The sequence below is a fragment of the Streptomyces sp. NPDC107562 genome, from assembly GCF_055657325.1.
Map to the genome: position 1 here is coordinate 822,105 of NZ_JBVKBE010000003.1, position 20,210 is coordinate 842,314.

General features: G+C 72.4%; 13 protein-coding genes. 5 read left to right on the forward strand and 8 right to left on the reverse strand.

What is annotated here, in order from left to right; all coding sequences use genetic code 11:
• Positions 1 to 77 precede the first annotated feature (77 nt).
• The 7 genes from ACZ7LV_RS13860 to ACZ7LV_RS13890 form a co-directional block, all read right to left on the reverse strand.
• A complete protein-coding gene (locus ACZ7LV_RS13860; protein ID WP_471939007.1) occupies positions 78 to 1,742 on the reverse strand; it encodes a PHP domain-containing protein in 1,665 nt (554 codons plus the stop codon).
• Between the two features lie 28 nt (positions 1,743 to 1,770).
• Complete coding sequence (locus ACZ7LV_RS13865; RefSeq protein ID WP_471939220.1) at positions 1,771 to 3,615, reverse strand: LamG-like jellyroll fold domain-containing protein; 1,845 nt, start codon at positions 3,613 to 3,615, stop codon at positions 1,771 to 1,773.
• 133 nt (positions 3,616 to 3,748) lie between these two features.
• A complete protein-coding gene (locus ACZ7LV_RS13870; RefSeq protein ID WP_471939009.1) occupies positions 3,749 to 6,670 on the reverse strand; it encodes a glycoside hydrolase family 2 TIM barrel-domain containing protein in 2,922 nt (973 codons plus the stop codon).
• The gene (locus tag ACZ7LV_RS13875; RefSeq protein ID WP_471939011.1) at positions 6,667 to 7,509 is read right to left on the reverse strand and encodes a carbohydrate ABC transporter permease; all 843 of its coding nucleotides are present in this window, start codon (positions 7,507 to 7,509) and stop codon (positions 6,667 to 6,669) included. The genes ACZ7LV_RS13870 and ACZ7LV_RS13875 overlap by 4 nt, the downstream gene beginning before the upstream one ends.
• A 15-nt stretch (positions 7,510 to 7,524) precedes the next feature.
• Positions 7,525 to 8,487 carry a carbohydrate ABC transporter permease gene (locus ACZ7LV_RS13880; RefSeq protein WP_471939013.1) on the reverse strand — a complete coding sequence of 321 codons (963 nt, stop codon included), beginning with the start codon at positions 8,485 to 8,487 and terminating at the stop codon, positions 7,525 to 7,527.
• Positions 8,487 to 9,773 (reverse strand): extracellular solute-binding protein, encoded by a 1,287-nt coding sequence (locus tag ACZ7LV_RS13885; protein WP_471939015.1) that lies wholly within the window; start codon positions 9,771 to 9,773, stop codon positions 8,487 to 8,489. The genes ACZ7LV_RS13880 and ACZ7LV_RS13885 overlap by 1 nt, the downstream gene beginning before the upstream one ends.
• A gap of 72 nt (positions 9,774 to 9,845) precedes the next feature.
• Positions 9,846 to 10,865 (reverse strand): carbohydrate kinase family protein, encoded by a 1,020-nt coding sequence (locus ACZ7LV_RS13890; protein ID WP_471939016.1) that lies wholly within the window; start codon positions 10,863 to 10,865, stop codon positions 9,846 to 9,848.
• 127 nt (positions 10,866 to 10,992) lie between these two features.
• Here ACZ7LV_RS13890 and ACZ7LV_RS13895 point away from each other — a divergent pair, with 127 nt between their 5' ends.
• From ACZ7LV_RS13895 to ACZ7LV_RS13915, 5 genes are all read left to right on the forward strand, one after another.
• Positions 10,993 to 11,757 carry a DeoR/GlpR family DNA-binding transcription regulator gene (locus tag ACZ7LV_RS13895; RefSeq protein WP_471939018.1) on the forward strand — a complete coding sequence of 255 codons (765 nt, stop codon included), beginning with the start codon at positions 10,993 to 10,995 and terminating at the stop codon, positions 11,755 to 11,757.
• On the forward strand, positions 11,754 to 13,094 hold the full coding sequence (locus ACZ7LV_RS13900; RefSeq protein ID WP_471939020.1) for a 6-phospho-beta-glucosidase: 1,341 nt from the start codon (positions 11,754 to 11,756) through the stop codon (positions 13,092 to 13,094). Before ACZ7LV_RS13895 ends, ACZ7LV_RS13900 begins: the two co-directional genes overlap by 4 nt.
• Positions 13,095 to 13,136: 42 nt before the next feature.
• Positions 13,137 to 16,181: an alpha-mannosidase gene (locus tag ACZ7LV_RS13905; RefSeq protein ID WP_471939022.1), complete on the forward strand. Its 3,045-nt coding sequence runs from the start codon at positions 13,137 to 13,139 to the stop codon at positions 16,179 to 16,181.
• 3 nt (positions 16,182 to 16,184) lie between these two features.
• Positions 16,185 to 17,435, forward strand: a complete 1,251-nt coding sequence (locus ACZ7LV_RS13910; protein WP_471939024.1) for an alpha-L-fucosidase — start codon at positions 16,185 to 16,187, stop codon at positions 17,433 to 17,435.
• 196 nt (positions 17,436 to 17,631) lie between these two features.
• On the forward strand, positions 17,632 to 18,492 hold the full coding sequence (locus ACZ7LV_RS13915) for a sulfotransferase family protein (protein ID WP_471939026.1): 861 nt from the start codon (positions 17,632 to 17,634) through the stop codon (positions 18,490 to 18,492).
• A 364-nt stretch (positions 18,493 to 18,856) separates the two neighbouring features.
• On the opposite strand, the gene ACZ7LV_RS13920 is transcribed toward ACZ7LV_RS13915, so the two are convergent.
• Positions 18,857 to 19,990, reverse strand: a complete 1,134-nt coding sequence (locus tag ACZ7LV_RS13920; protein ID WP_471939028.1) for an ATP-grasp domain-containing protein — start codon at positions 19,988 to 19,990, stop codon at positions 18,857 to 18,859.
• Positions 19,991 to 20,210: the final 220 nt, after the last annotated feature.

A 20,210-nucleotide genomic window follows, 5' to 3' on the forward strand; every position in this document is an offset into this window, starting at 1 on the left:
GTCCCGGTGTCTCGGCGTGGTGTGTCGCGCTCGGTGTGGCGGGCGCGACTGGGGTGCCGCTTGTGGGTGACGTCCGGTCAGGCGCCGGTCACGTCGACGAAGACGGGGTTCGAGTAGAACCACGTGTCCGCCCAGGGGTCGCCGTCGCCCGGTGTGTGGGTGATCGGGCCGTGCGGGTCGACGGACGCGCCGAGGTACCCGGCGCCGTTCCGCCTGCCGTCGCTGCCGCGGAGCCGGACGTAGAACGACTCGTCCCCGGCGGTGAGCGGGATGCGCAGGGTGTACGTGCCCTTGCGGCCGTCCACCGCGCGGGAGTCCACGACCCGGGTGTCGGGCGCCCGCCAGCCGTCCCGGTCGTCGGCCGGGCCGCGCACCGCGCCCCGGATGACGTCGACGTGCGCCAACCCGGGGAGGATGCCCGCGGGGTTGTGGCGGGAGGCGGTGGTCACCGTGACGTGCAGCGTGAGCCGCTCGCCCTTGCGGACCCGCAGCCGGCCGCCCAGCGTCACGCCCCGGGACTGGTCGCGGTCCCGGCGCAGCCGCACTTCCAGGCCGTCCAGCAGATGGCCGTGGTCCAGCCAGACCCGGCCGGCGCGCAGGCCCGCCATCACCGCCCGGTAGCCGTACCGGGTGACGCCGACATGGGTGCGGCTGAACTGGCCGGGCCAGAAGTCGCTGCCGGGCTGCGGGGTGGTGGTGTGCACCGGGTCGGGCAGCCGGCCGGTGTTGTCGAAGGTCTGGCCGGGCTGCCAGTCGCCGTTCCGCCAAGTGTCGAAGACGATCCGGTGGGCGTCGGAATTGGTGGTGACCGAGAACAGCTTGCCCTCGGAGAGCAGGGCGTCCCACAGGCCGCCGACCGTGGCCGTCGCCCAGTCGAAGCCGCCGTAGGTGAGGTAGGCGTCGGCCGGGTAGCCGGGCCAGGACTGGGCGGACGGCTTGTTCTCGTACTCGCCGCGGATCGAGTTCGCCCCGCGCCAGCCCGGGATCGCGGCACCCTGGGCGCCGGGCGCGCCCTCCATGCCGATCATGACCTCGGGCGCCGCGTCCCGCCACGCGCGTATCTCGTGCGGGGAGTCGATGCCGAGCCGCATCGGGTGGTTGGCGAGCACCAGCACGTCGTCGACGTACCCGGTGCGGCGCTGTTCGGCCAGCCATCGGATGGCCTGCACCGCGTGCGCCTCGTTGCGCGCCGTGTCCGCGTGGCCCGGCGCACCCTCGGTCCACCCGAGCAGCTTGCCGTCGAAGGCGCGCTCGAAGCGGGTGAGCAGGTCCACCTCGTGGGGGCCGGGCGCCGTGATGACCGTGCAGTGCTCGGCGGCCGGGATGTACCACTCCAGGCCCTGGAAGATCAGCCGGCGCGGATTCTCCGCACGGGCACTGCGGATCTCCTCGTGCTCCAGCGCGGCGCCGAGGTCCGCGTGCCCGACGTTGGAGTGCTCGGTGAACACCATCCAGTCCAGGCCGTACCTGGCGCCCGCCTCGGCCAGCTGCGAGAAGGTGTACTTCGCGTCGTGGCTGTAGACGGAGTGGATGTGGTGATCGCCCACGAGATAGGCCAGGCGCGGGTCGCTGCCGCCCGGCGGGCGCCCGCCGGCGGCCGCGGGGGAGGCGTTCCCCAGGGCGAACGTCGTGCCGAACAGGCCCGCGGTGGCGAGGAGCTGGCGCCGGGACACGCCCTGCGGGTCGAGGTCGGCGGGCGGGACGGTGGGGTCGGCCCACTCGGGCAGCTGCTGCTCGGTCATGACGTTCCTCGAAGGGTCGGTGGGGGGCTCAGTGGTTCATGAACTGCGTGACGGGCAGGGCGCGGTCGACGATCCGGACGTCGCCGAGCCATCCGTGGTGGATCTGGTCGATGCGGCCCCCGTACTCGTAGCCGCCGAGCAGCCAGGGCAGCCCGAGCGAGGTCAGCCCGACGGAGCGGGCGGTGGGGTTGCGCACGACGGGGCAGCTCTCGACGTACATCGTGGTGTGCCGTCCGTCGTTGACGACGGCCACGTGCCACCAGGTCTCCCGGACCGTCTCGTGGCCCCAGTTGGTCACGATGCCCTGCTGGTCGAGCGGCCGCACCGCCCACTGCGGGCCGGGCCCGTCGGAGAGCGACAGCGTGGCGAGCGGCTCGTCGGGGTCGCCCTCGGTCTTGCCCGCGGCGCCGCCCGTGCCGGTCCGGCTCACCAGCCCGCCCCAGGCGTTGCGGGACCCGCTCCAGGTGTCCGGGACCTTGTAGAAGGCCTCGACGGTGTAACCGCGCGGGAAAGTCGCCGCGTTGAGCGGCGCGCCGTCCACCGTGCGCAGGTACGCGCCGCGCAGCGGCGACTTGTCGCCGTGGAACCGCACGCTGCCGTGTCCCGGCTGGTCCGGGTGGTGGCCGGCCGACCAGGTGAGGGCGCCGTCGCCCACCCGGACGACGGTGAGGTCGTTGCCCCGCCCGGACAGGTCGCGGACGGTGCCGGTGACCGGGGCGCCCTCCTCGTGGCCGTCGAAGCGCCAGTACGCGACCGTGCCCCGCAGCAGCATCGCGGCGGCGGGCCGCGCGGGCCGGGCGGGGACCGGGGCGAAGCCCGCGAACCGCCGCTCGAAGTCGATCTCCACGGAGAACCGGTCGCCAGGTCCGGTCAGTTCGCTCTCCTGACGCTCCAGCGCGTTGAGCCCCTTTGCGGCCCGGCCCAGGATCCACGGGGAGACCGTCTCGACGTCGATGGTGTTCCGGTCGAGGTCGAAGCGGTAGAGGCGGATCATCGCCGCGCCGCCGTAGTACCGGTTCTGGTAGTTCGTCAGGTGCAGGTGGACGTCGTTACCGGCGGCGTTCTCGCGCACCGCGCGGGCGGCCGGCCAGTAGTGGCCGTTGAGGGTGAGGAAGATCTGGTCGTGTTCCGCGATCAACTGGTCCCAGAGCGTCTGCCCGTACGCGGAGAGCGTGTCGTCGCCGGACACCAGCTCGTGCGTGGTGAGGATGACGGGTGCCTTCGGGTGCCGGGCGATGACCTCCTTCGCCCAGGCGAACCCCTTGGCCGACAGCCGCCAGTCCAGGGCGAGCACGAGCCACTCCCGCCCGGCCGCCTCGAAGACGTGGAAGGTGTTGTAGCCGTCGGGCGAGGCCCCGCCGAAGGTGTCCTTGCCCTGGTGGCGATCCGGCCTGAAGGCGTCCAGGAACGGGGTCGGGCCGCGCTGGTCGTCGGTGGAGGACCGGACGTCGTGGTTGCCCGCCGGCACGCTGTAGCCGACGCCGTGCCGGTCGAGGAGCGCGAAGGCGCGGCTCGCGGCCTCGACCTCGGCCGTGGTGCCGTTCTCCGTGAGGTCGCCCAGGTGGGAGAGGAAGACGATGTTCTCCTCACGGCCCTGCTCCAGCAGGAAGCGCAGGGAGGCCTCGATCGGCTCGGGATCGATGCTGGGCCCGTCGAACAGGTACTGCGTGTCCGGCATCACGACGAAGGTGAACCGCCGGCTGTGCGGATCCGGCCGCCACCGTGCCTGCCCGGCCGCCTCGGCGGCGCCGGCGGGCAGCGCGACCCCGGCGGTCGCGGCGGCGCCGATCAGTGCGGTGGCCCGCAGGAAGTTGCGTCTGCCGGCGTCGGCCTGCGGGGATTCCCCCTGCTGCGGGTCATGCGAAGTACACACGTCTGCTCCGTGGGCGGCGAGGTGAACGGCGATGTGGGCGGAGATGTGAACGGCGGTGCGGCCGGTGACGCGGGCGGTGAGGGGGCTGCTCACCCCGCCTCCCTGCCGACCCGAGGGGCCGGACGCGCGCGGCTCAGAGCACGCGCAGCGTCCAGCCCCAGCGGTGGGTGCCTGTCGGGACGAGGTACTCCGGCGAGGTGTCGGGCCCGCACGAGGCGGTGCCCAGGCCCCGGTGGGCGGCGTCGATGTGCACGACACAGCCCTCCCTCGGGACGAGTTCGTCGTGGTGGGCGGCCGCGGCGAGGTCGGCGGCACGGTACCGGTTGACGGAGATCTGGCTGGGCCGCCCCAGCTCCACCGCGAGCCCGGTGGCGTCCGGTGCCGACAGCCTGAAGTGCCGTACGCCGTGCCGGCCACCGCTCTCCTGCGGGCGCAGGTAGGGGGTGAACAACTCGTCCACGGGCAGTGCGTGATGGCCGACCGGCGCGCCCGCGCTGCGGTCCGGGTACGACTCCCAGGGCCCCTGCCCGAACCACTCCAGCAGGTTCAGCCCGGCCACCGTCTCGAACACCGACCCGACCCGGGCCACGTCGTCCAGTGTCGGGGGCAGCTCGGCCGACTCCTCGACGCGGATCCCGCCCTCCACGGCCGTGAACACCTGCTCGTGCCGCACGACCCCGCCCTCGCAGACGTACTCGGCGAGCACCCCGACGCTCCCGCCCGCCCGGCGCACGGCGACCAGCCTGCGGGCGGGCGAGGTCAGCCCCCACTCCCGCCAGCGGTCGGCCATGCCGCCCAGCTCGTCGTTGTCGGTGGGCGCCCGCCACAACGACAGCGTGGGGGCGGCGATCAGCAACGGGTGGACCAGCAGGCCCTCCGCGTCGACCTCGACGCTCCGGTCGGCCACCGGGAGGCTCCGCCGCACGGCGGCGGCCCGGAGCCGTACCTGGGGCAGGCACACGACGGTGCCGCGCGGCGCCCACGGCTCGTCCCGCGCGGTCGTCACCCGCAGCGTCAGCCACGCCTCGTCCGCGTCCTTCGGCAGCTCGAACGGCAACGGCACCGCCGCCGTCTCGCCGGGCCGCAGCTCGGGCAGCTCGGCCGGCGCGCTCAGCGTCCGGCCGTCCGCGAGCGACATCCGCCATTCGGCGGCCAGCCAGTCCAGACCACGGAAGTGCTGGTGGTTGCGGATCACCGGCCCCTCGTGCCGGAGGCACTCCAGCCGCACCGGTGCCGCGATCTCCCGGTGCTCGTACAGCACCGGCTTGGGCGTCCGGTCGGGAAAGACCACGCCGTCCGCGATGAAGGCGCCGTCGTGCGGCACCTCGCCGAAGTCGCCGCCGTACGCCCAGCGGTGGCCGGGCGCGGCGACCCCACGCTCGTAGAGCCCGGCGCCCGCGCGCCCGGCCGGTCTTCCGTCGCTCACGTTCTGGAGGATGCCGTGGTCCCAGAACTCCCAGATGAAGCCGCCCTGAAGACCCGGGGTGGCCTCGATGGCGGCCCAGTGGTCGGCCAGGGTGCCGTTGCTGTTGCCCATGGCGTGCGAGTACTCGCACTGGATGAGCGGCTTGGTCTGCCGCCCGGACAGCGCGTGGGCGACGCACTCCTCGATCGGCGCGTACATCGGGCAGGCGATGTCGGAGGCCACGCCGGGATCCGCCCAGTCGCGCTTGGCCGCGCCCTCGTACTGCACCGGCCGCGTCGGGTCGTGCCGCCGCGTCCACCCGGCCGCCGCGTCGTGGTTGGCGCCGTAGTCGGACTCGTTTCCCAGCGACCAGATGATGACCGACGGGTGGTTCTTGTCGCGCAGCACCATCCGGGAGACGCGGTCGACGAAGGCGTTCAGGTAGCGCGGGTCGTCGGCGATCTCGTGGGCGTGGTCGTGGGACTCGACGTCGGCCTCGTCGACGACGTAGAAGCCCAGCTCGTCGGCCAGGTCGTAGAGGGCCGGGTCGTTCGGGTAATGGGCGGTGCGGATCGCGTTGAAGCCGAAGCGCTTCAGCAGCACGAGGTCCGCGCGCATGTCCTCGGAGGACACCGTGCGGCCGGTCAGGGGATGGAAGTCGTGCCGGTTCAGGCCCCGGACGAACACCCGCTCCCCGTTGACCAGCAGGTCCCGGCCGACGATCTCGACGTCACGGAAGCCGACGCGGTGGTACGAGGAGTCGGCGACCGTCCCGTCGGCGCGGTGCAGCCGGACGGTCAGGCCGTACAGCTCGGGTGTCTCGGCGGTCCAGGTGCGCACGTCGGGCACCGTGGCCCGCAGGCGCGCCTCGCCGAGGAAGTCGGAGACCCGCTCGTCCTCGGCGTTGGCCCGGTCGAACTCCGCGTCCTGCGTCACGGGCCGGCCGTCCAGCTCCCCGCCGAGGTACCACCCCGCGGGCAGCGCGCCGCCCGCGTGCCGCACCTGGCAGTCCACCCGCAGGTCGCCGTCGCGCCGCGCCCGCACCGTCACGTCCGCCAGGTACAGCGGGTCGGTGGCGTACAGCAGCACCGGCCGGGTGATCCCGCCGTGCCACCACTGGTCCTGGTCCTCGATGTGCGAGGCGTCCGACCACTTGACGACGGTCAGCCGGACCACGGCGGACGCGCCGGGGCGCACGACGTCGGTGAGGTCGAACTCCGCGGCCAGGTGCGAATCCTTGGAGATCCCCACCGGCCGCCCGTCCACCTCCACCAGCAGCACGCTCTCGGCGGCCCCCACCTGGAGCACGATCCGCCGCCCGGCCCACTCGCCCGGCACCTCGACGGCACGCTCGTACACCCCGGTGGGGTTGGCGGCGGGCGCGTGCGGCGGGAACTGCGGGAACGGCATCCGCACGTTGGTGTACCGCGGCAGATCGTCCGTGCCCTGGAGGGTCCAGGCGCCCGGGACGTCCGCCGAGCCCCACGCGTCGCCCACCGGCGCGTCCGGCGTCGGCAGCAGCTGGAAGCGCCACTCGCCGTCCAGCGGGACGGAGCCGTGACGCCGGTCGACGGCACACATCGGCAGCCGCCCCCAGGAGGTCACCTCGGGTGCCTCCCAGGGGCGGAGCCAGGAGAACGGCGCGGTCATCCGCGGACGGCCCCCTTGGCGAGGTCACCGATGATCTGCCGGGCGCCCACGGCGAAGACGATCAGCAGCGGTATCAGGGCGAGCAGGGCGCCGGTCATCACCATGCCGTAGTCGGTGGTGCCGTGGTTGCCGTTGAGCTGGGAGAGGGCGACCTGCAGGGTGACGTTGTCCGGGTTGGTCAGGGCGATCAGGGGCCAGGCGTAGTCGTTCCACTGCGCCATGAACGTGAAGATGCCGAGGAAGGCGAGGCCCGGCCGCACCACCGGCAGCGCCACGTGCCAGTACTGGCGCAGGAACCCGGCGCCGTCCAGCCTCGACGCGTCCAGCAGTTCGTCGTGGATCGCGCCCTTCATGTACTGGCGCATCCAGAAGATGCCGAACGCGTTGGCCGCCGCCGGGACGATCAGCGCGGTCATGGAGCCGATCCAGCCGATCTTCGCCATGATCACGAACTGCGGGATGGCCGCGAGCTGCGCCGGCACCATGAAGATGAACATCAGCAGCCCGAACAGCACGCCCCGGCCGGGGAAGTGGAACTTCGCGAAGACGAAGGCCGCCAGCGAGTCGAAGAACAGCACCAGCACGGTCACCGAGACGGCGACCAGCAGCGAGTTGAGCATCGAGCCGATGAAGTCGATGTTGTCGAAGAGGTGGCGGACGTTCTCGCCGAAGTGCGAGCCCGGCAGCAGCTTGGGCGGGTAGGAGAAGATCTCGGTCGACGTGCGGGTCGACATGATCACGGCCCAGTAGAAGGGGAAGGCCGACAGCAGCAGCCCGCAGACCAGCACCGCGTGCAGCGCGATGCCCCGGCTCCGGGAGCCCTTGATGGTGGATGCCATGGTGAGGGGGCCTCCCTAGTCTTCGCCCCGGCGCTGCACCAGCCGCCAGTTGATGATCGAGAAGAGCACGACGACGAGGAAGATGCCCCACGCCACGGCGGCGCCGTAGCCGAAGTCGTTGTTGTCGAAGGTCTGCTGGAAGAAGTAGAGGACCATGGTCCGTCCGGCGTGGTCGGGGCCGCCGGAGAACGTCGACTCGTTCGCCGTCGTCTGCAGCAGCACCTGCGGTTCGGCGAAGCTCTGGAGTCCGGTGACGGTCGAGACGACCAGGACGAACAGCAGCACCGGCCGCATCAGCGGCAGCGTGATCCGGAAGAAGGTCTGCACGGGTCCGGCGCCGTCGATCCGGGCCGCCTCGTACAGGTCGCTCGGGATGGTCTGGAGCCCGGCGAGGAAGATGATCGCGTTGTAGCCGGTCCACTGCCAGGTCATCAGCGTGGCGATGGCGACCTTGATCCCCCACGGCGTGTTCAGCCATGCCACCTGGTCCAGGCCGACGGCCTGCAACAGGGCGTTCATCAGTCCGAAGTTGGTGGAGAAGACGGACCCGAAGATGATCGCGACCGCGACGATCGACGTGACGTTCGGCAGGAAGAAGGCGAACCGGTAGACGTTCTTGAGGCGCACCGCCGAGTTGAGCATCACGGCCGTCACCATGGCGAGGAGGAGCATGGGGAAGGTGGCCAGCGCCCAGATGACGAGCGTGTTCCCGATCGACTGCCAGAAGTCGCTGTCGCTCAGCAGGTACTGGTACTGCGCCAGGCCCGCCCACTCCATCGAGCCCAGTCCGTCCCAGCGGTGGAAGGAGAGGAAGAGCGAGAAGCCGACGGGGACCAGCCCGAAGGCGAGGAAGAGGAGGTAGAAGGGGGAGATCGCGGCGTAGAGGTGCCAGTACTTGCGCAGACCGGTGCGGGGCCGCGTGGCCGGCGGGTGAGCCGCGGGGGCCGGGGGCCTGTCGATCGCGGGGAGCGTCGCCATCAGTAGTCCACCCCCAGGTGGTCCGCGATCCGCCGGCATGTGCTCATGGCGTCCCTCCAGGCTGTGCGGGGGTCCTTGCCGAGGACACCGACGTTCTTGATCTCGTCCCGGATCGGCTGTCCGAGCGCGATGTCGTAGGGGCTGTTGAAGGCGACCGGGATCTTCTCCGCGGCCGGGCCGAAGACGTCCATCGTGATCTGGTCGCCGAAGAACGGGTCGGGCTCGCGCAGCTTCGCCATCTCGTACGAGGCCGGGGTGGACGGGAACAGGCCGGCCTCGACGAAGCCCTGGGCCTGGTTCTGCGCGCCGAGCATCCAGGTGATGATCTCGAAGGCCCGCTCGGGTTCCCGGCACGCCTTGGTGATCGCGAGGAACGAGCCGCCGACGTTCGAGGGGCCGCCCGGGCAGTCGGCCACCCGCCATCGGCCCTCGGTCTTCGGGTACTGCAGCTTGAGGTCGCCGGCCGCCCAGGAGGCGTTGAGCTGGCTGGGCAGCTGCCCCTTCTCGGTCGCCGAGATCGAGTCCGGCGTGCCCGTGACGATGTCGGAGACGATCCCGCGCCGCTTGGCCTCCACGGCCCGGTCCCAGCAGGTGCGGACGTGCTCGCCGTCGCCGATGAAGACACGGTCGCGGTCGACGAACCGCGTGGTCCCCTGGCCGATGGACATCTCGAAGACGCTGCCGACGTCGGTCAGGATGTACGTCCCCGGGATCCGCTTCTTCAGCCGCTCGCCGGCCGCGAAGAACTTCTCCCAGGTGTCCATCTCCCGTGAGACGTCCGCGGGCTCGGACGGCAGTCCCGCCTTGTCGTAGACGGCGGGCTGGTAGTACTGCACCACCGGGCCCACGTCGATCGGGAACCCGATCAGGCTGCCGTCCGGAGCGACCCCCTGCTGCCACTTCCAGTCCAGGTAGCGGCTCTTGAGCCGCTCCGCGCCGAGCGTGCGCAGGTCCACGAACTGGTCGGCGTTCGGTAGGTACGATGCCATGTCCTCGCCCTTGAGCCCCGCGATGTCGGGCACGTGGGCGCGGCCGGCCATGGTGGTGATCAGCTTGGACCGGTAGTAGCCGCCGATCTGCTGGGCCTTGAGGCTGACGACGTCGTCGTAACGGGCCTTGGCCTCCTTGACGACGGTGTCGCTCAGACCGCCGCTCCAGTACCACATGACCATGTTCCGGCCGGTCGAGCCGGCCGGGACGGCGCAGCCGGACGCCAGGCCGCCGAGCGCCGTGGCGGCCGTACCGGCCAGCCCCGCGCGGAGCAGGCCTCTTCGTGAGAGCCGCACTGCTCCCACCGCCTTTCGGATCTGTTCTGAACTTCGCATGGGACGGGCATGTGGGGGGTGGGGGAGGGGGGTTCAGTGCTGTGGTGCGGGCGGGGTGACGGGGGCGTACGCGACCGGTGGCCCGGGATCCGCCGGCAGCCGGTCCGCCAGGAACCCGTACGCCCGCCGCAGCGCGGGATCGGTCAGCGAGCGCCACCACCGGTCGACGCCGTACCAGCCGGGCGCGGCCAGGGCACCCCCGTGGTGGCGCACGGACAGACCGGCGGCCAGGACCGCGAACCGGAGCCGCTCCTCCAGTGGCCAGCCGCCGAGGGAGGCCGCCACGAAGCTCGCGCCGAAGACGTCCCCGGCGCCCGTGGCGTCCAGGACGTCGAGGTCGAGGGCGGGCACGTCCGCGTACTCGCCGGTCGTCTGGTCCACGGCCAGCGCGCCGTCGCCGCCGCGCGTGACGACCGCGACCGGCACCAGTTCGCCGAGCCGCGCGAGGGCGGCCGTGGCGGTGCCGGTGCGGGTGTAGGCCATCGCCTCGGCCTCGTTGGGCAGGAAGGCGTGGCACAGGGCGAGCTGGCCGAGCAGGTCGCGCGACCACTGGCGGGTGGGGTCCCAGCCGACGTCGGCGTAGATCCGGGTGCCGTTCGCGGCCGCCTTCGCGAGCCAGGCGCGCGGCTCCGCCTCCAGATGGACGAGCGCGGTGCGCGCCGCGGGCGGGTCGCCCATCAACGCGTCCTGCGAGTACGGGGGCGCCTGGCCGTGGGTGACCAGGGCCCGGTCGTGACCGGTGGCCAGGGAGACGGTGACCGGGGTGTGCCAGCCCTCGGCGGTGCGGGAGGGGGACAGGTCGACGCCCTCCTGGCCGGCGAGGACCTCGCGGCAGTAGGCGCCGTAGAAGTCGTCGCCGAACACCGTGGCCAGCGAGGTGCGCAGGCCGAACCGGGCGGCGGCCACCGCCAGGTTGGCGATCCCGCCCGGGCCGCAGCCCATGCCGGCCGTCCAGATCTCCTCGCCCGGCGTGGGGGGCCTGCCCAGACCCGTGAGGACGAGGTCGTAGAAGAGCAGCCCGGTCAGCAGCACATCGGGCCGATCGTCGTCCACGGAAACGTCCTCTCGTCAAAACTCTTCAATTCGGTGACCGGAATCGTGCGCCCCTCGACGAGATTGGTCAATACCCGAGCAGAAATGAGCATGGCGATGATTGAAGATGACGAGTACTGTGCATCGCGTGCTGGCAGAACGACGACACCAACTCATCCTGCGGGCCCTGCGGTCCGGCGGGCCCGCGGCCGTGACCGATCTCTCCGAGCAACTGGGGGTGAGCCCCGCCACCGTCCGCCGTGACCTCGTGAAGCTGGAGGAGGACGGCCTGCTCACGCGGGTGCACGGCGGCGCCGTGGCCGAGGAGGGCGACCAGCCCTTCGCCGAGGTCGCCGAGGTGCGGGTGCCGGCGAAGGACGCCATAGCCGCACGCGCGGCCGCCATGGTCGAGGACGGTCAGTCGGTGCTGCTCGACATCGGCACCACCGCCTACCGGCTGGCCCGGCAGCTGCACGGCCGCCGGCTCACGGTGATCACCAGCAATCTGGTGGTCTACGAGGAGCTCGCCGACGACGAGGGGATCGAACTGGTGCTGCTCGGCGGCATGCTCCGCCGCGAGTACCGCTCCCTGGTCGGCTTCCTGACCGAGGACAACCTCCGCCAGCTGCACGCCGACTGGCTCTTCCTCGGCACCAGCGGGGTGCGGCCCGGCGGGCAGGTGATGGACACGACCGTCGTCGAGGTGCCGGTCAAACGCGCCATGATCAAGGCCGGTGACCGGGTCGTCCTGCTCGCCGACGCGGCGAAGTTCCCGGGCACGGGCATGGCGAAGGTGTGCGGTCCCGAGGACCTGGACGTAGTGGTGACGAACGCGCCGGTGAACGCGCCGACCGGGGCCTCCCTGGAGGAGGCCGGAGTCGACGTGCTCGTGGCAGGAGAGGTGCAGACGTGAGGCTGACGATTCTGGGCGGCGGCGGATTCCGGGTGCCCCTCGTGTACGGGGCGCTCCTCGGCGACCACGCCGAGGGCCGGGTCACGCACGTCGTGCTGCACGACCTCGACGCGGACCGGCTGCGCGCGGTCACCCGCGTCCTGGCCGAACAGGCCGCCTCGGTGCCCGACGCGCCCGAGGTCACCGCGACCACCGATCTCGACGAGGCCCTGCGCGGCGCCGACTTCGTGTTCTCCGCGATCCGCGTCGGCGGTCTGGAGGGCCGCGCCCACGACGAGCGCGTGGCGCTCGCCGAGGGCGTCCTCGGCCAGGAGACGGTCGGCGCCGGCGGCATCGCCTACGGCCTGCGCACCGTCCCGGTGGCGGTCGACATCGCCCGCCGGGTCGCCCGCCTCGCCCCCGACGCCTGGGTCATCAACTTCACCAATCCGGCCGGACTGGTCACCGAGGCCATGTCCCGCCACCTCGGCGACCGCGTCATCGGCATCTGCGACTCGCCGGTCGGCCTCGGCCGCCGCATCGCCCGCGTGCTCGGCGTGACGAACCCGGCCGAGGCGTGGATCGACTACGTCGGCCTCAACCACCTCGGCTGGGTGCGCGGCCTGCGCGTCGCCGGCCGCGACGAACTGCCGCGCCTGCTCGCCGACCCCGGCCTGCTCGGCTCCTTCGAGGAGGGCAAGCTCTTCGGCGCCGACTGGCTGCGCTCGCTGGGCGCGATCCCCAACGAGTACCTGCACTACTACTACTTCAACCGGGAAGCCGTCCACGCCTACCAGCAGGCCGAACGCACCCGCGGCGCCTTCCTGCGCGACCAGCAGGCCCGCTTCTACGAGCGCACGCGCGACCCCGACACCTCGGCGCTGCGTGCCTGGGACGCGACCCGGGCCGAGCGCGAGGCCACGTACATGGCGGAGAACCGCGAGACGGCGGGCGCGGGCGAGCGGGACGCCGACGACCTCTCCGGCGGCTACGAGAAGGTGGCCCTCGCGCTGATGCGGGCCATCGCCCGGGACGAGCGCACGACACTGATCCTCAACGTCCGCAACCGTGGCACGCTCCCGGTGCTCGACACCGAGGCCGTGATCGAGGTGCCGTGCCTGGTCGACGCCAACGGCGCGCACCCGGTGGCGGTGGACCCGCTGCCGGACCACGCCACCGGCCTGGTCTGCGCGGTCAAGGCGGTCGAGCGCGAGGTGCTGTCGGCCGCCGGCTCCGGCTCCCGCTCGACGGCCGTGAAGGCCTTCGCGCTGCATCCGCTGGTCGACTCGGTGGGCGTGGCCCGCCGGCTCGTCGACGGCTACAGGGCCGTCCACCCCGGCCTGTCGTACCTCAAGTAGAGCCTCAGCTCCTCAGCCCGAGCCCTCAGGAGGGGTTGTCCCATGCACGACGAACGCCGCCGGATCGAGGAGCGCGTCGAGCGCGTCCTGAACCAGCGCATCAGGCCCGCGATCTACGCGGCCACCGTCCCGCTCACGGTCGAGTCCTGGCAGGCGCCGGGCGAGCCGGTGCCGTTCACGGAGGCCGCCGCGGCCCCCTACGCGCCCTTCGCCATGGGCACCCCCTGGGGCCCGCCGTGGGGCACCACCTGGTTCCGGATGCGCGGGCGGGTGCCGGCCGAGTGGGCGGGCCGGCGCGTCGAGGCCGTCATCGACCTCGGCTTCGTCGGCGACTGGCCGGGCAACCAGGCCGAGGCCCTGGTCCACCGTGTGGACGGCACCCCGCTGAAGGCGGTCAACCCGCAGAACCAGTACGTGCCGATCGCGCACCCGGCGGTGGGCGGGGAGGAGATCGACTACCTCGTCGAGGCGGCCTCCAACCCCGACATCCTCGCGAACGACTTCGCGGCCCCCACCCCCCTCGGCGACGTCCTCACCGCCGGGGACGAGCCCCTCTACACCTTCCGCCGTGCCGACCTCGCGATCCTCGACGAGGAGGTCTGGCACCTCCATCTCGACGTCCAGGTACTGCGCGAACTGATGCTGGAGCTGGGCGAGCACGACCCCCGCCGGCACGAGATCGCGCACGCGCTGGACCGTGCGATGGACGCCCTCGACCTGGACGACGTCGCGGGCACGGCGGCCGACGCCCGCGCCGTGCTGCGCCCCGTCCTGGCCAAGCCCGCGCACGCCAGCGCGCACACCCTCTCCGCCGTGGGCCACGCGCACATCGACTCGGCGTGGCTGTGGCCGATCCGTGAGACCAAGCGGAAGACCTCCCGCACCTTCTCCAACGTCACGGCGCTGGCCGAGGAGTACGAGGAGTTCGTCTTCGCCTGCTCGCAGGCCCAGCAGTACGAGTGGGTGCGCGACCACTACCCGCAGGTCTGGGAGCGGATCAAGAAGGCCGTCGCCGACGGCAGTTGGGCGCCGGTCGGCGGCATGTGGGTGGAGGCCGACGGCAATCTGCCCGGCGGCGAGGCCATGGCACGCCAGCTGATCCACGGCAAGCGCTTCTTCATGGAGCAGTTCGGCATCGAGACCAAGGGCGTGTGGCTGCCGGACTCCTTCGGCTACACCGCCGCCTACCCGCAGCTCGCCCGGCTGGCCGGGAACGACTGGTTCCTCACCCAGAAGATCTCCTGGAACCAGACCAACAAGTTCCCGCACCACACCTTCTGGTGGGAGGGCATCGACGGCACCCGCGTCTTCACGCACTTCCCGCCCGTCGACACCTACAACGTCGAGTTCTCCGGCAAGGAGATGGCCCACGCGGTCCGCAACTACCAGGACAAGGGCCGCGGTACGACGTCACTCGCGCCCTTCGGGCACGGCGACGGCGGCGGCGGACCCACCCGGGAGATGCTGGAGCGGGCCCGGCGCCTGGCCGACCTGGAGGGCTCCGCGAAGGTCCGCGTCGAGCATCCGGACGCCTTCTTCGCCGCCGCCCGCGCGGAGTACCCGGACGCCCCGGTGTGGGCCGGCGAGCTGTACCTGGAGCTGCACCGCGCCACCTACACCACCCAGGCCCGCACCAAGCAGGGCAACCGCCGCAGCGAACACCTGCTGCGCGAGGCGGAGTTGTGGGCGACGACGGCGGCCCTGCACGTGCCGGGCCACGCCTACCCGTACGAGCGCCTCGACCGGCTCTGGAAGACGGTCCTGCTCCACCAGTTCCACGACATCCTGCCCGGCTCGTCGATCGCGTGGGTGCACCGGGAGGCGGAGGCGGAGTACGGGCGCGTCGCCGAGGAACTCCGGACGCTCACCCGGGAGTCGCTCGCGGCCCTGGGCAGCGGCGAGGAACGGGCGTTCAACACCAGCCCGTTCGGCCGGGACGAGGTGGTCCGCGGCGCCGACGGCCGACCGCGTACCGTGCGGGTGCCGGCCGGCGGCAGCGCGCCGCTCGGCGACACCCCGGCCCACGACCCGGTCACCGTCACCGACCGCACCCTCGACAACGGCCTCGTCCGGGTCGAGCTCGCCGACGACGGCACGCTCGCCTCCGTCCGCGACCTCCGCGCCGGCCGCGAGGTCCTCGCCGGGCCGGGCAACCTGCTGCGCCTGCACACCGATCTGCCCAACTACTGGGACGCCTGGGACATCGACAAGCACTACAGGAACCGCTACACCGACCTGCTGGACGCCGAGTCGATCACCGTCGTGGAGCGGGACCCCCTGCTCGGCGCCCTGAGGGTCGAGCGCGCCTTCGGCCGGGGCTCGCGGATCACCCAGACGATCACGCTGCGCTCCGGCAGCCCGCGCGTCGACATCGAGACCGAGATCGACTGGCACGAGGCCGAGAAGATCCTCAAGGCCGCCTTCCCGGTGGACGTCCGCGCCGCCCACTCGTCCGCCGAGATCCAGTTCGGCCACGTCCAGCGCCCCACCCACACCAACACCAGCTGGGAGTCGGCCCGCTTCGAGGTCTCCGGCCACCGCTGGGTGCACATCGCCGAACCCGGCTACGGCGTCGCGGTCCTGAACGACTCCACCTACGGCCACGACGTCACCCGCACGGTCCGCGAGGACGGCGGCACGACCACCACCGTCGCCCTCAGCCTGGTCCGCGCCCCGCGCGTGCCCGACCCGCAGGCCGACCAGGGCCGCCACCGCTTCACCTACGCGCTGCTGCCCGGAGCGAGCATCGAGGACGCGGTCGCCGAGGGCTACGCCCTCAACCTCCCCCTGCGCGTGGCGGACTCGGCGGGCACCCCCGCGCCCGTCGTCTCGGTGACCGGCGAAGGCGTGACCGTCGAGGCCGTGAAACTCGCCGACGACCGCTCCGGCGACGTCGTCGTACGGCTCTACGAGTGCCGCGGCGGCCGGGCCCACGGCGTCCTGCGCACCGGCTTCCCGCTCGCCGGCGCCCAGGTGACCGACCTGCTGGAGCGGCCGCTCCACGACGCCGACCTCGACGGCGACGGCGGCGTCCCCGTCACGCTGCGGCCGTTCCAGATCCTCACGCTGCGCCTGCGGAGGGGCTGACCCGTGCCCATGCAGCAGTGGTTCACCGACGCCAAGCTCGGGATCTTCGTCCACTGGGGGATCTACGCCGTGGACGGTGTCCAGGAGTCCTGGTCGTTCTACGACGACATCGTGCCCTACGACCGGTACATGTCCCAGCTGGACCGCTTCACGGCCGCCCGCTACGAGCCGCGCGAATGGGCGGAGCTCTTCGCGCGAGCCGGCGCGAAGTACGCCGTGCTGACCAGCCGTCACCACGACGGCGTCGCCCTGTGGGACAGCGCCCACGGCGAGCTGAACATGGGCCGCGACCTGGTGGCCGGGTACGCGGACGCCCTGCGCGAGCGCGGCCTCAAGGTCGGCCTGTACTACTCGCACTCGGACTGGAGCCACCCCGACTACGCCTCGACGCGCAAACCGGGCCGACCGCCGGAGCTGGAGGACAACCGCTACTCCGAGGTGGCCGCCGAGTGCGAGGACCTGGCCGCCTGGGAGCGCTTCCTCGCCTACCGCGACGGCCAGATCCGCGAACTCACCACCCGCTACCGGCCCGACCTGATGTGGTTCGACGGCGAGTGGGACCGCAGCGAGGAGCAGTGGCGGATCCCCGAACTGGCCGCCCTGATCCGCTCCGAGGTGCCCGACGTCGTCTTCAACGCCCGCATGCTCGGCGAGGGCGACTACGCCACGCCCGAGCAGGGCGCCCCGGTGGTCCCGCCCGAGGGTCCCTGGGAGCTGTGCCTGACGATCAACGACTCCTGGGGGCACCAGCACCACGACCACCACCACAAGTCGGTCGGCCAGCTGGTCCGCTACTTCACCGAGACGATCGGCGGCGGTGGGAACCTGCTGCTGAGCGTGGGACCCCGCGAGGACGGCACCATCCCCCGGGAGCAGGCCGAGCGGCTGGAAGGGCTCGGCGCCTGGATCCACCGGCATGCCGAGGCCGTGTACGGGACCGTGCGCGGACTGCCCGCCGGGCACCACTACGGCCCGAGCACCCTCGCCCCGGACCGCCGCACCCTCTACCTCGTCCTCTTCGACGCCCCGCGCGCCGAGATCAACGTACGCGGGCTGCTCGGCGGGGTGCGCCGGATCACGGTGCTGGGCACCGGGACCGAGCTGTCCCACCACGTCACCGGCGGTCTGCACGAGACGCCCGGCGTGCTCTGGATCGAGCCGCCCGCCGCCGCCGACCTCGACCCGCACGCCACGGTCCTCGCCGTCGAACTGGAGGGAGAACTGCGGCTGTACCGCGGGGCGGGCCGGTTCTGACGCACCGCCGTGCGCGGGGCAGGCGGGGGGCACTTTCCAGGAAGTTTTAAGGAAGCGGCGACGCGCCAGGTCACCGGGGGGACGACGCCGCCCGCGACCCCGGCGCTTCTCCCCTCGGACACCTGGAGTTCGCCTGCGACCCGTGACATTCGGAGGCACGGCGACACAGAGGGGTGGCACGGTGCGAGACCCGCGTATGCCTTCGATCGGCAAGGGACTCAGGCGTCGAGGGAGGCTGATGATCCAGGCCGTGAGCCCACCGCGCCGCGCCCTGAACGCGATCCCGGCGCCCCGGGCGGGCACGGCGAAGCCCGCGTTCACCGCGCCGCCCGCGCCCCGGCTGGTGGACTCGCCGGTCTTCGTGCTGTCCTCGGTGCGCTCCGGCTCGACCCTGCTGCGGGTCCTGCTCAACAGCCACAGCCGCGTGCGCGCCCCGCACGAGATGCACCTGCGCACCGTCCACGTCCAGCTGACCCGCAGTTTCACCGCGGCGGCCATGCAGGAGCTCCAGCTCGACAAGGAGGAGCTGGAGCACGTCCTGTGGGACCGCGTCCTGCACCTGGAACTGACCCGCAGCGGCAAGGACGTCATCGTGGACAAGACGCCGCCCAACACCCTCATCTGGCCCCGGCTGCACCGATGTTGGCCGAACGCCCGCTACATCCTGCTGCTCCGCCACCCGGGCGCGATCGTCGCCTCGCTGATCGACCGCCGCGAGGAGCCCGACCTGACGGCCATCCACGCCGAGGTCCTGGACTACGCCGAGAAGCTGGAGGAGGCGCGGCGGCACCTCGACGCCCATGTGATGACGTACGAGGACCTCACCGCGGAGCCGGAGCGGGCGACGCGTGGCGTGTGCGAGTACCTCGGCGTCGAGTGGGAGAGCGGCATGCTCGACTACGGCAGCCGCGACCACGGCAGGTTCCGCCCCCAGCTCGGCGACTGGAGCAGCACCATCAAGTCGGGCCGCATCCAGCCCGCCCGCACAGCCGACACCACCACAGAACTCCCACCCCGCCTGAAAGCCCTGTCCCACCAATGGGGCTACCACCCCTGACCGCCCCCCACGACCCGCACCCGCAGCGGCAGCACGCATCGCGCGGAGGAGCCGAGCGCCTGTCCCGCCCCCGCGGAGGCGCCGCTAAGGGGCGCGGGGAACTGCGCGACCAGCCCCCACGACCCGCACCTGGCGCGGCAGCACGCACCGCGCGGATGAGCCGAGCGCCTGTCCCGCCCCCGCGTAGGCGCCGCTAAGGGGCGCGGGGAACTGCGCGACCAGCCCCCACCACCCGCACCCGCAGCGGCAGCGGCAGCACGCCCCGCGCGGAGGAGGCGAGCGACTACCCGCGCCCGCGCCGGCGCCGCTCAGGGGCGCGGGGAACTGCGCGACCAGCTCCCACGACCCGCACCCGGCACCGAACCTAGAGCGGCAGCGCCTGCGCCGCGGACCCGGACCCGACCGGCGCCGGCGCCGGAACCGCCGGCAGCACCGGAGCCGCATCCTCCTCCGCCCGCCGCTGCGCCGGCACGGCGACCGGCCGCAGCTGCCGAGGAGCGGACACGACCGTGTAGTCCTGGCCGAGGAACGGCGGCACGATCTCCCCGGGGTCGTCGCCCAGCGCCAGCCGCACGGCGGCCCAGGGGGCGTTGACCCCGCACAGCGACAGCTGGTGCAACCCCCCTGCCGGACGGGTGTTGACATCCATCAGCACAGGCTGCTCGCCGAACATCCGGAACTGGATGTTGGAGAGATGATGCAGCCCGAACCCCTCGGCGATCCGCCGCGCCGGCTCCACGAACTGCTCGTGCAGCGTGAACCCGCGCCGACGCCCGTTCTTCGTCCGCCCGATCGCCATCCGGACCACGTTGTCGCGCCCGGTGAGGCAGTCGACGGACACCTCCGGCTGCTCCAGCCGGGGCATCACCAGCCAGTCCACCGGCTCATCGGCCTGCCGCAGCGCCTCCAGCACCAGATCGAGCTGGACGTAGGGGGTGGGGAACCCACCGAGGTGCAGCAGCGAGAACGGGGCCCGCGTGATCACCCGGAAACCCACCCCACCCGCACCGGACGCCGGCTTGAAGCACGCCTTGTGCCCGCCCGCCTCCAACTCCTCGACGGCCGCCACGAGTTCCTCCGCACCACGTACCCGCCACCACGGCGGCACCGGCACCCCGATCGCCTGGACGGCCTCGTAGGCGATCACCTTGTCGTGGAAGACGGCCACGGCCTCCGGCGGCGGCGCCAGCAACGCCGTTCCGACCGCCTCGAACTCGGCGCGGTGCGCCACGATCGCCGCCTGGTGCAGACGCGGCACGAACACGTCGATCGCGCGCCGGGCGCACACGTCCAGGGCGAATTCGACGTACGCGGCCGGGGACAGCCCCTCCGGCTCCAGCTCCGCGGTGTCGGCGGCGGCGAGGACGGGGGAGTCGGGGTCGCCATGGGTGGCATGGATCTCGACGGCCCGGTCGCCGGGATTTCTCCGCAGCTGATCCATGAAGAACACGTTCTCCGCGTACGTGCGGTTGAGCCAGACGCGTACGCGAGAGACCATGCAGGCCGCCTTCCACGGTTCGCGGGCACGGCGGAGCGGGGCCGGCCCGGCCAGGGGGGTTGGGGAGGGACACCGAAGCGCCCTTGCGTGAAGGGGGTTCGTGGGCGCCGATGTTGGGGCGATCATACGGCTTCGCGAGCCCGCCGCGTGCAACGTGCGGGTTACGGAATTGCCGATCCCGCCCTCTCGTCCTGGGGGTCCCTGATAACCCCTAATACAC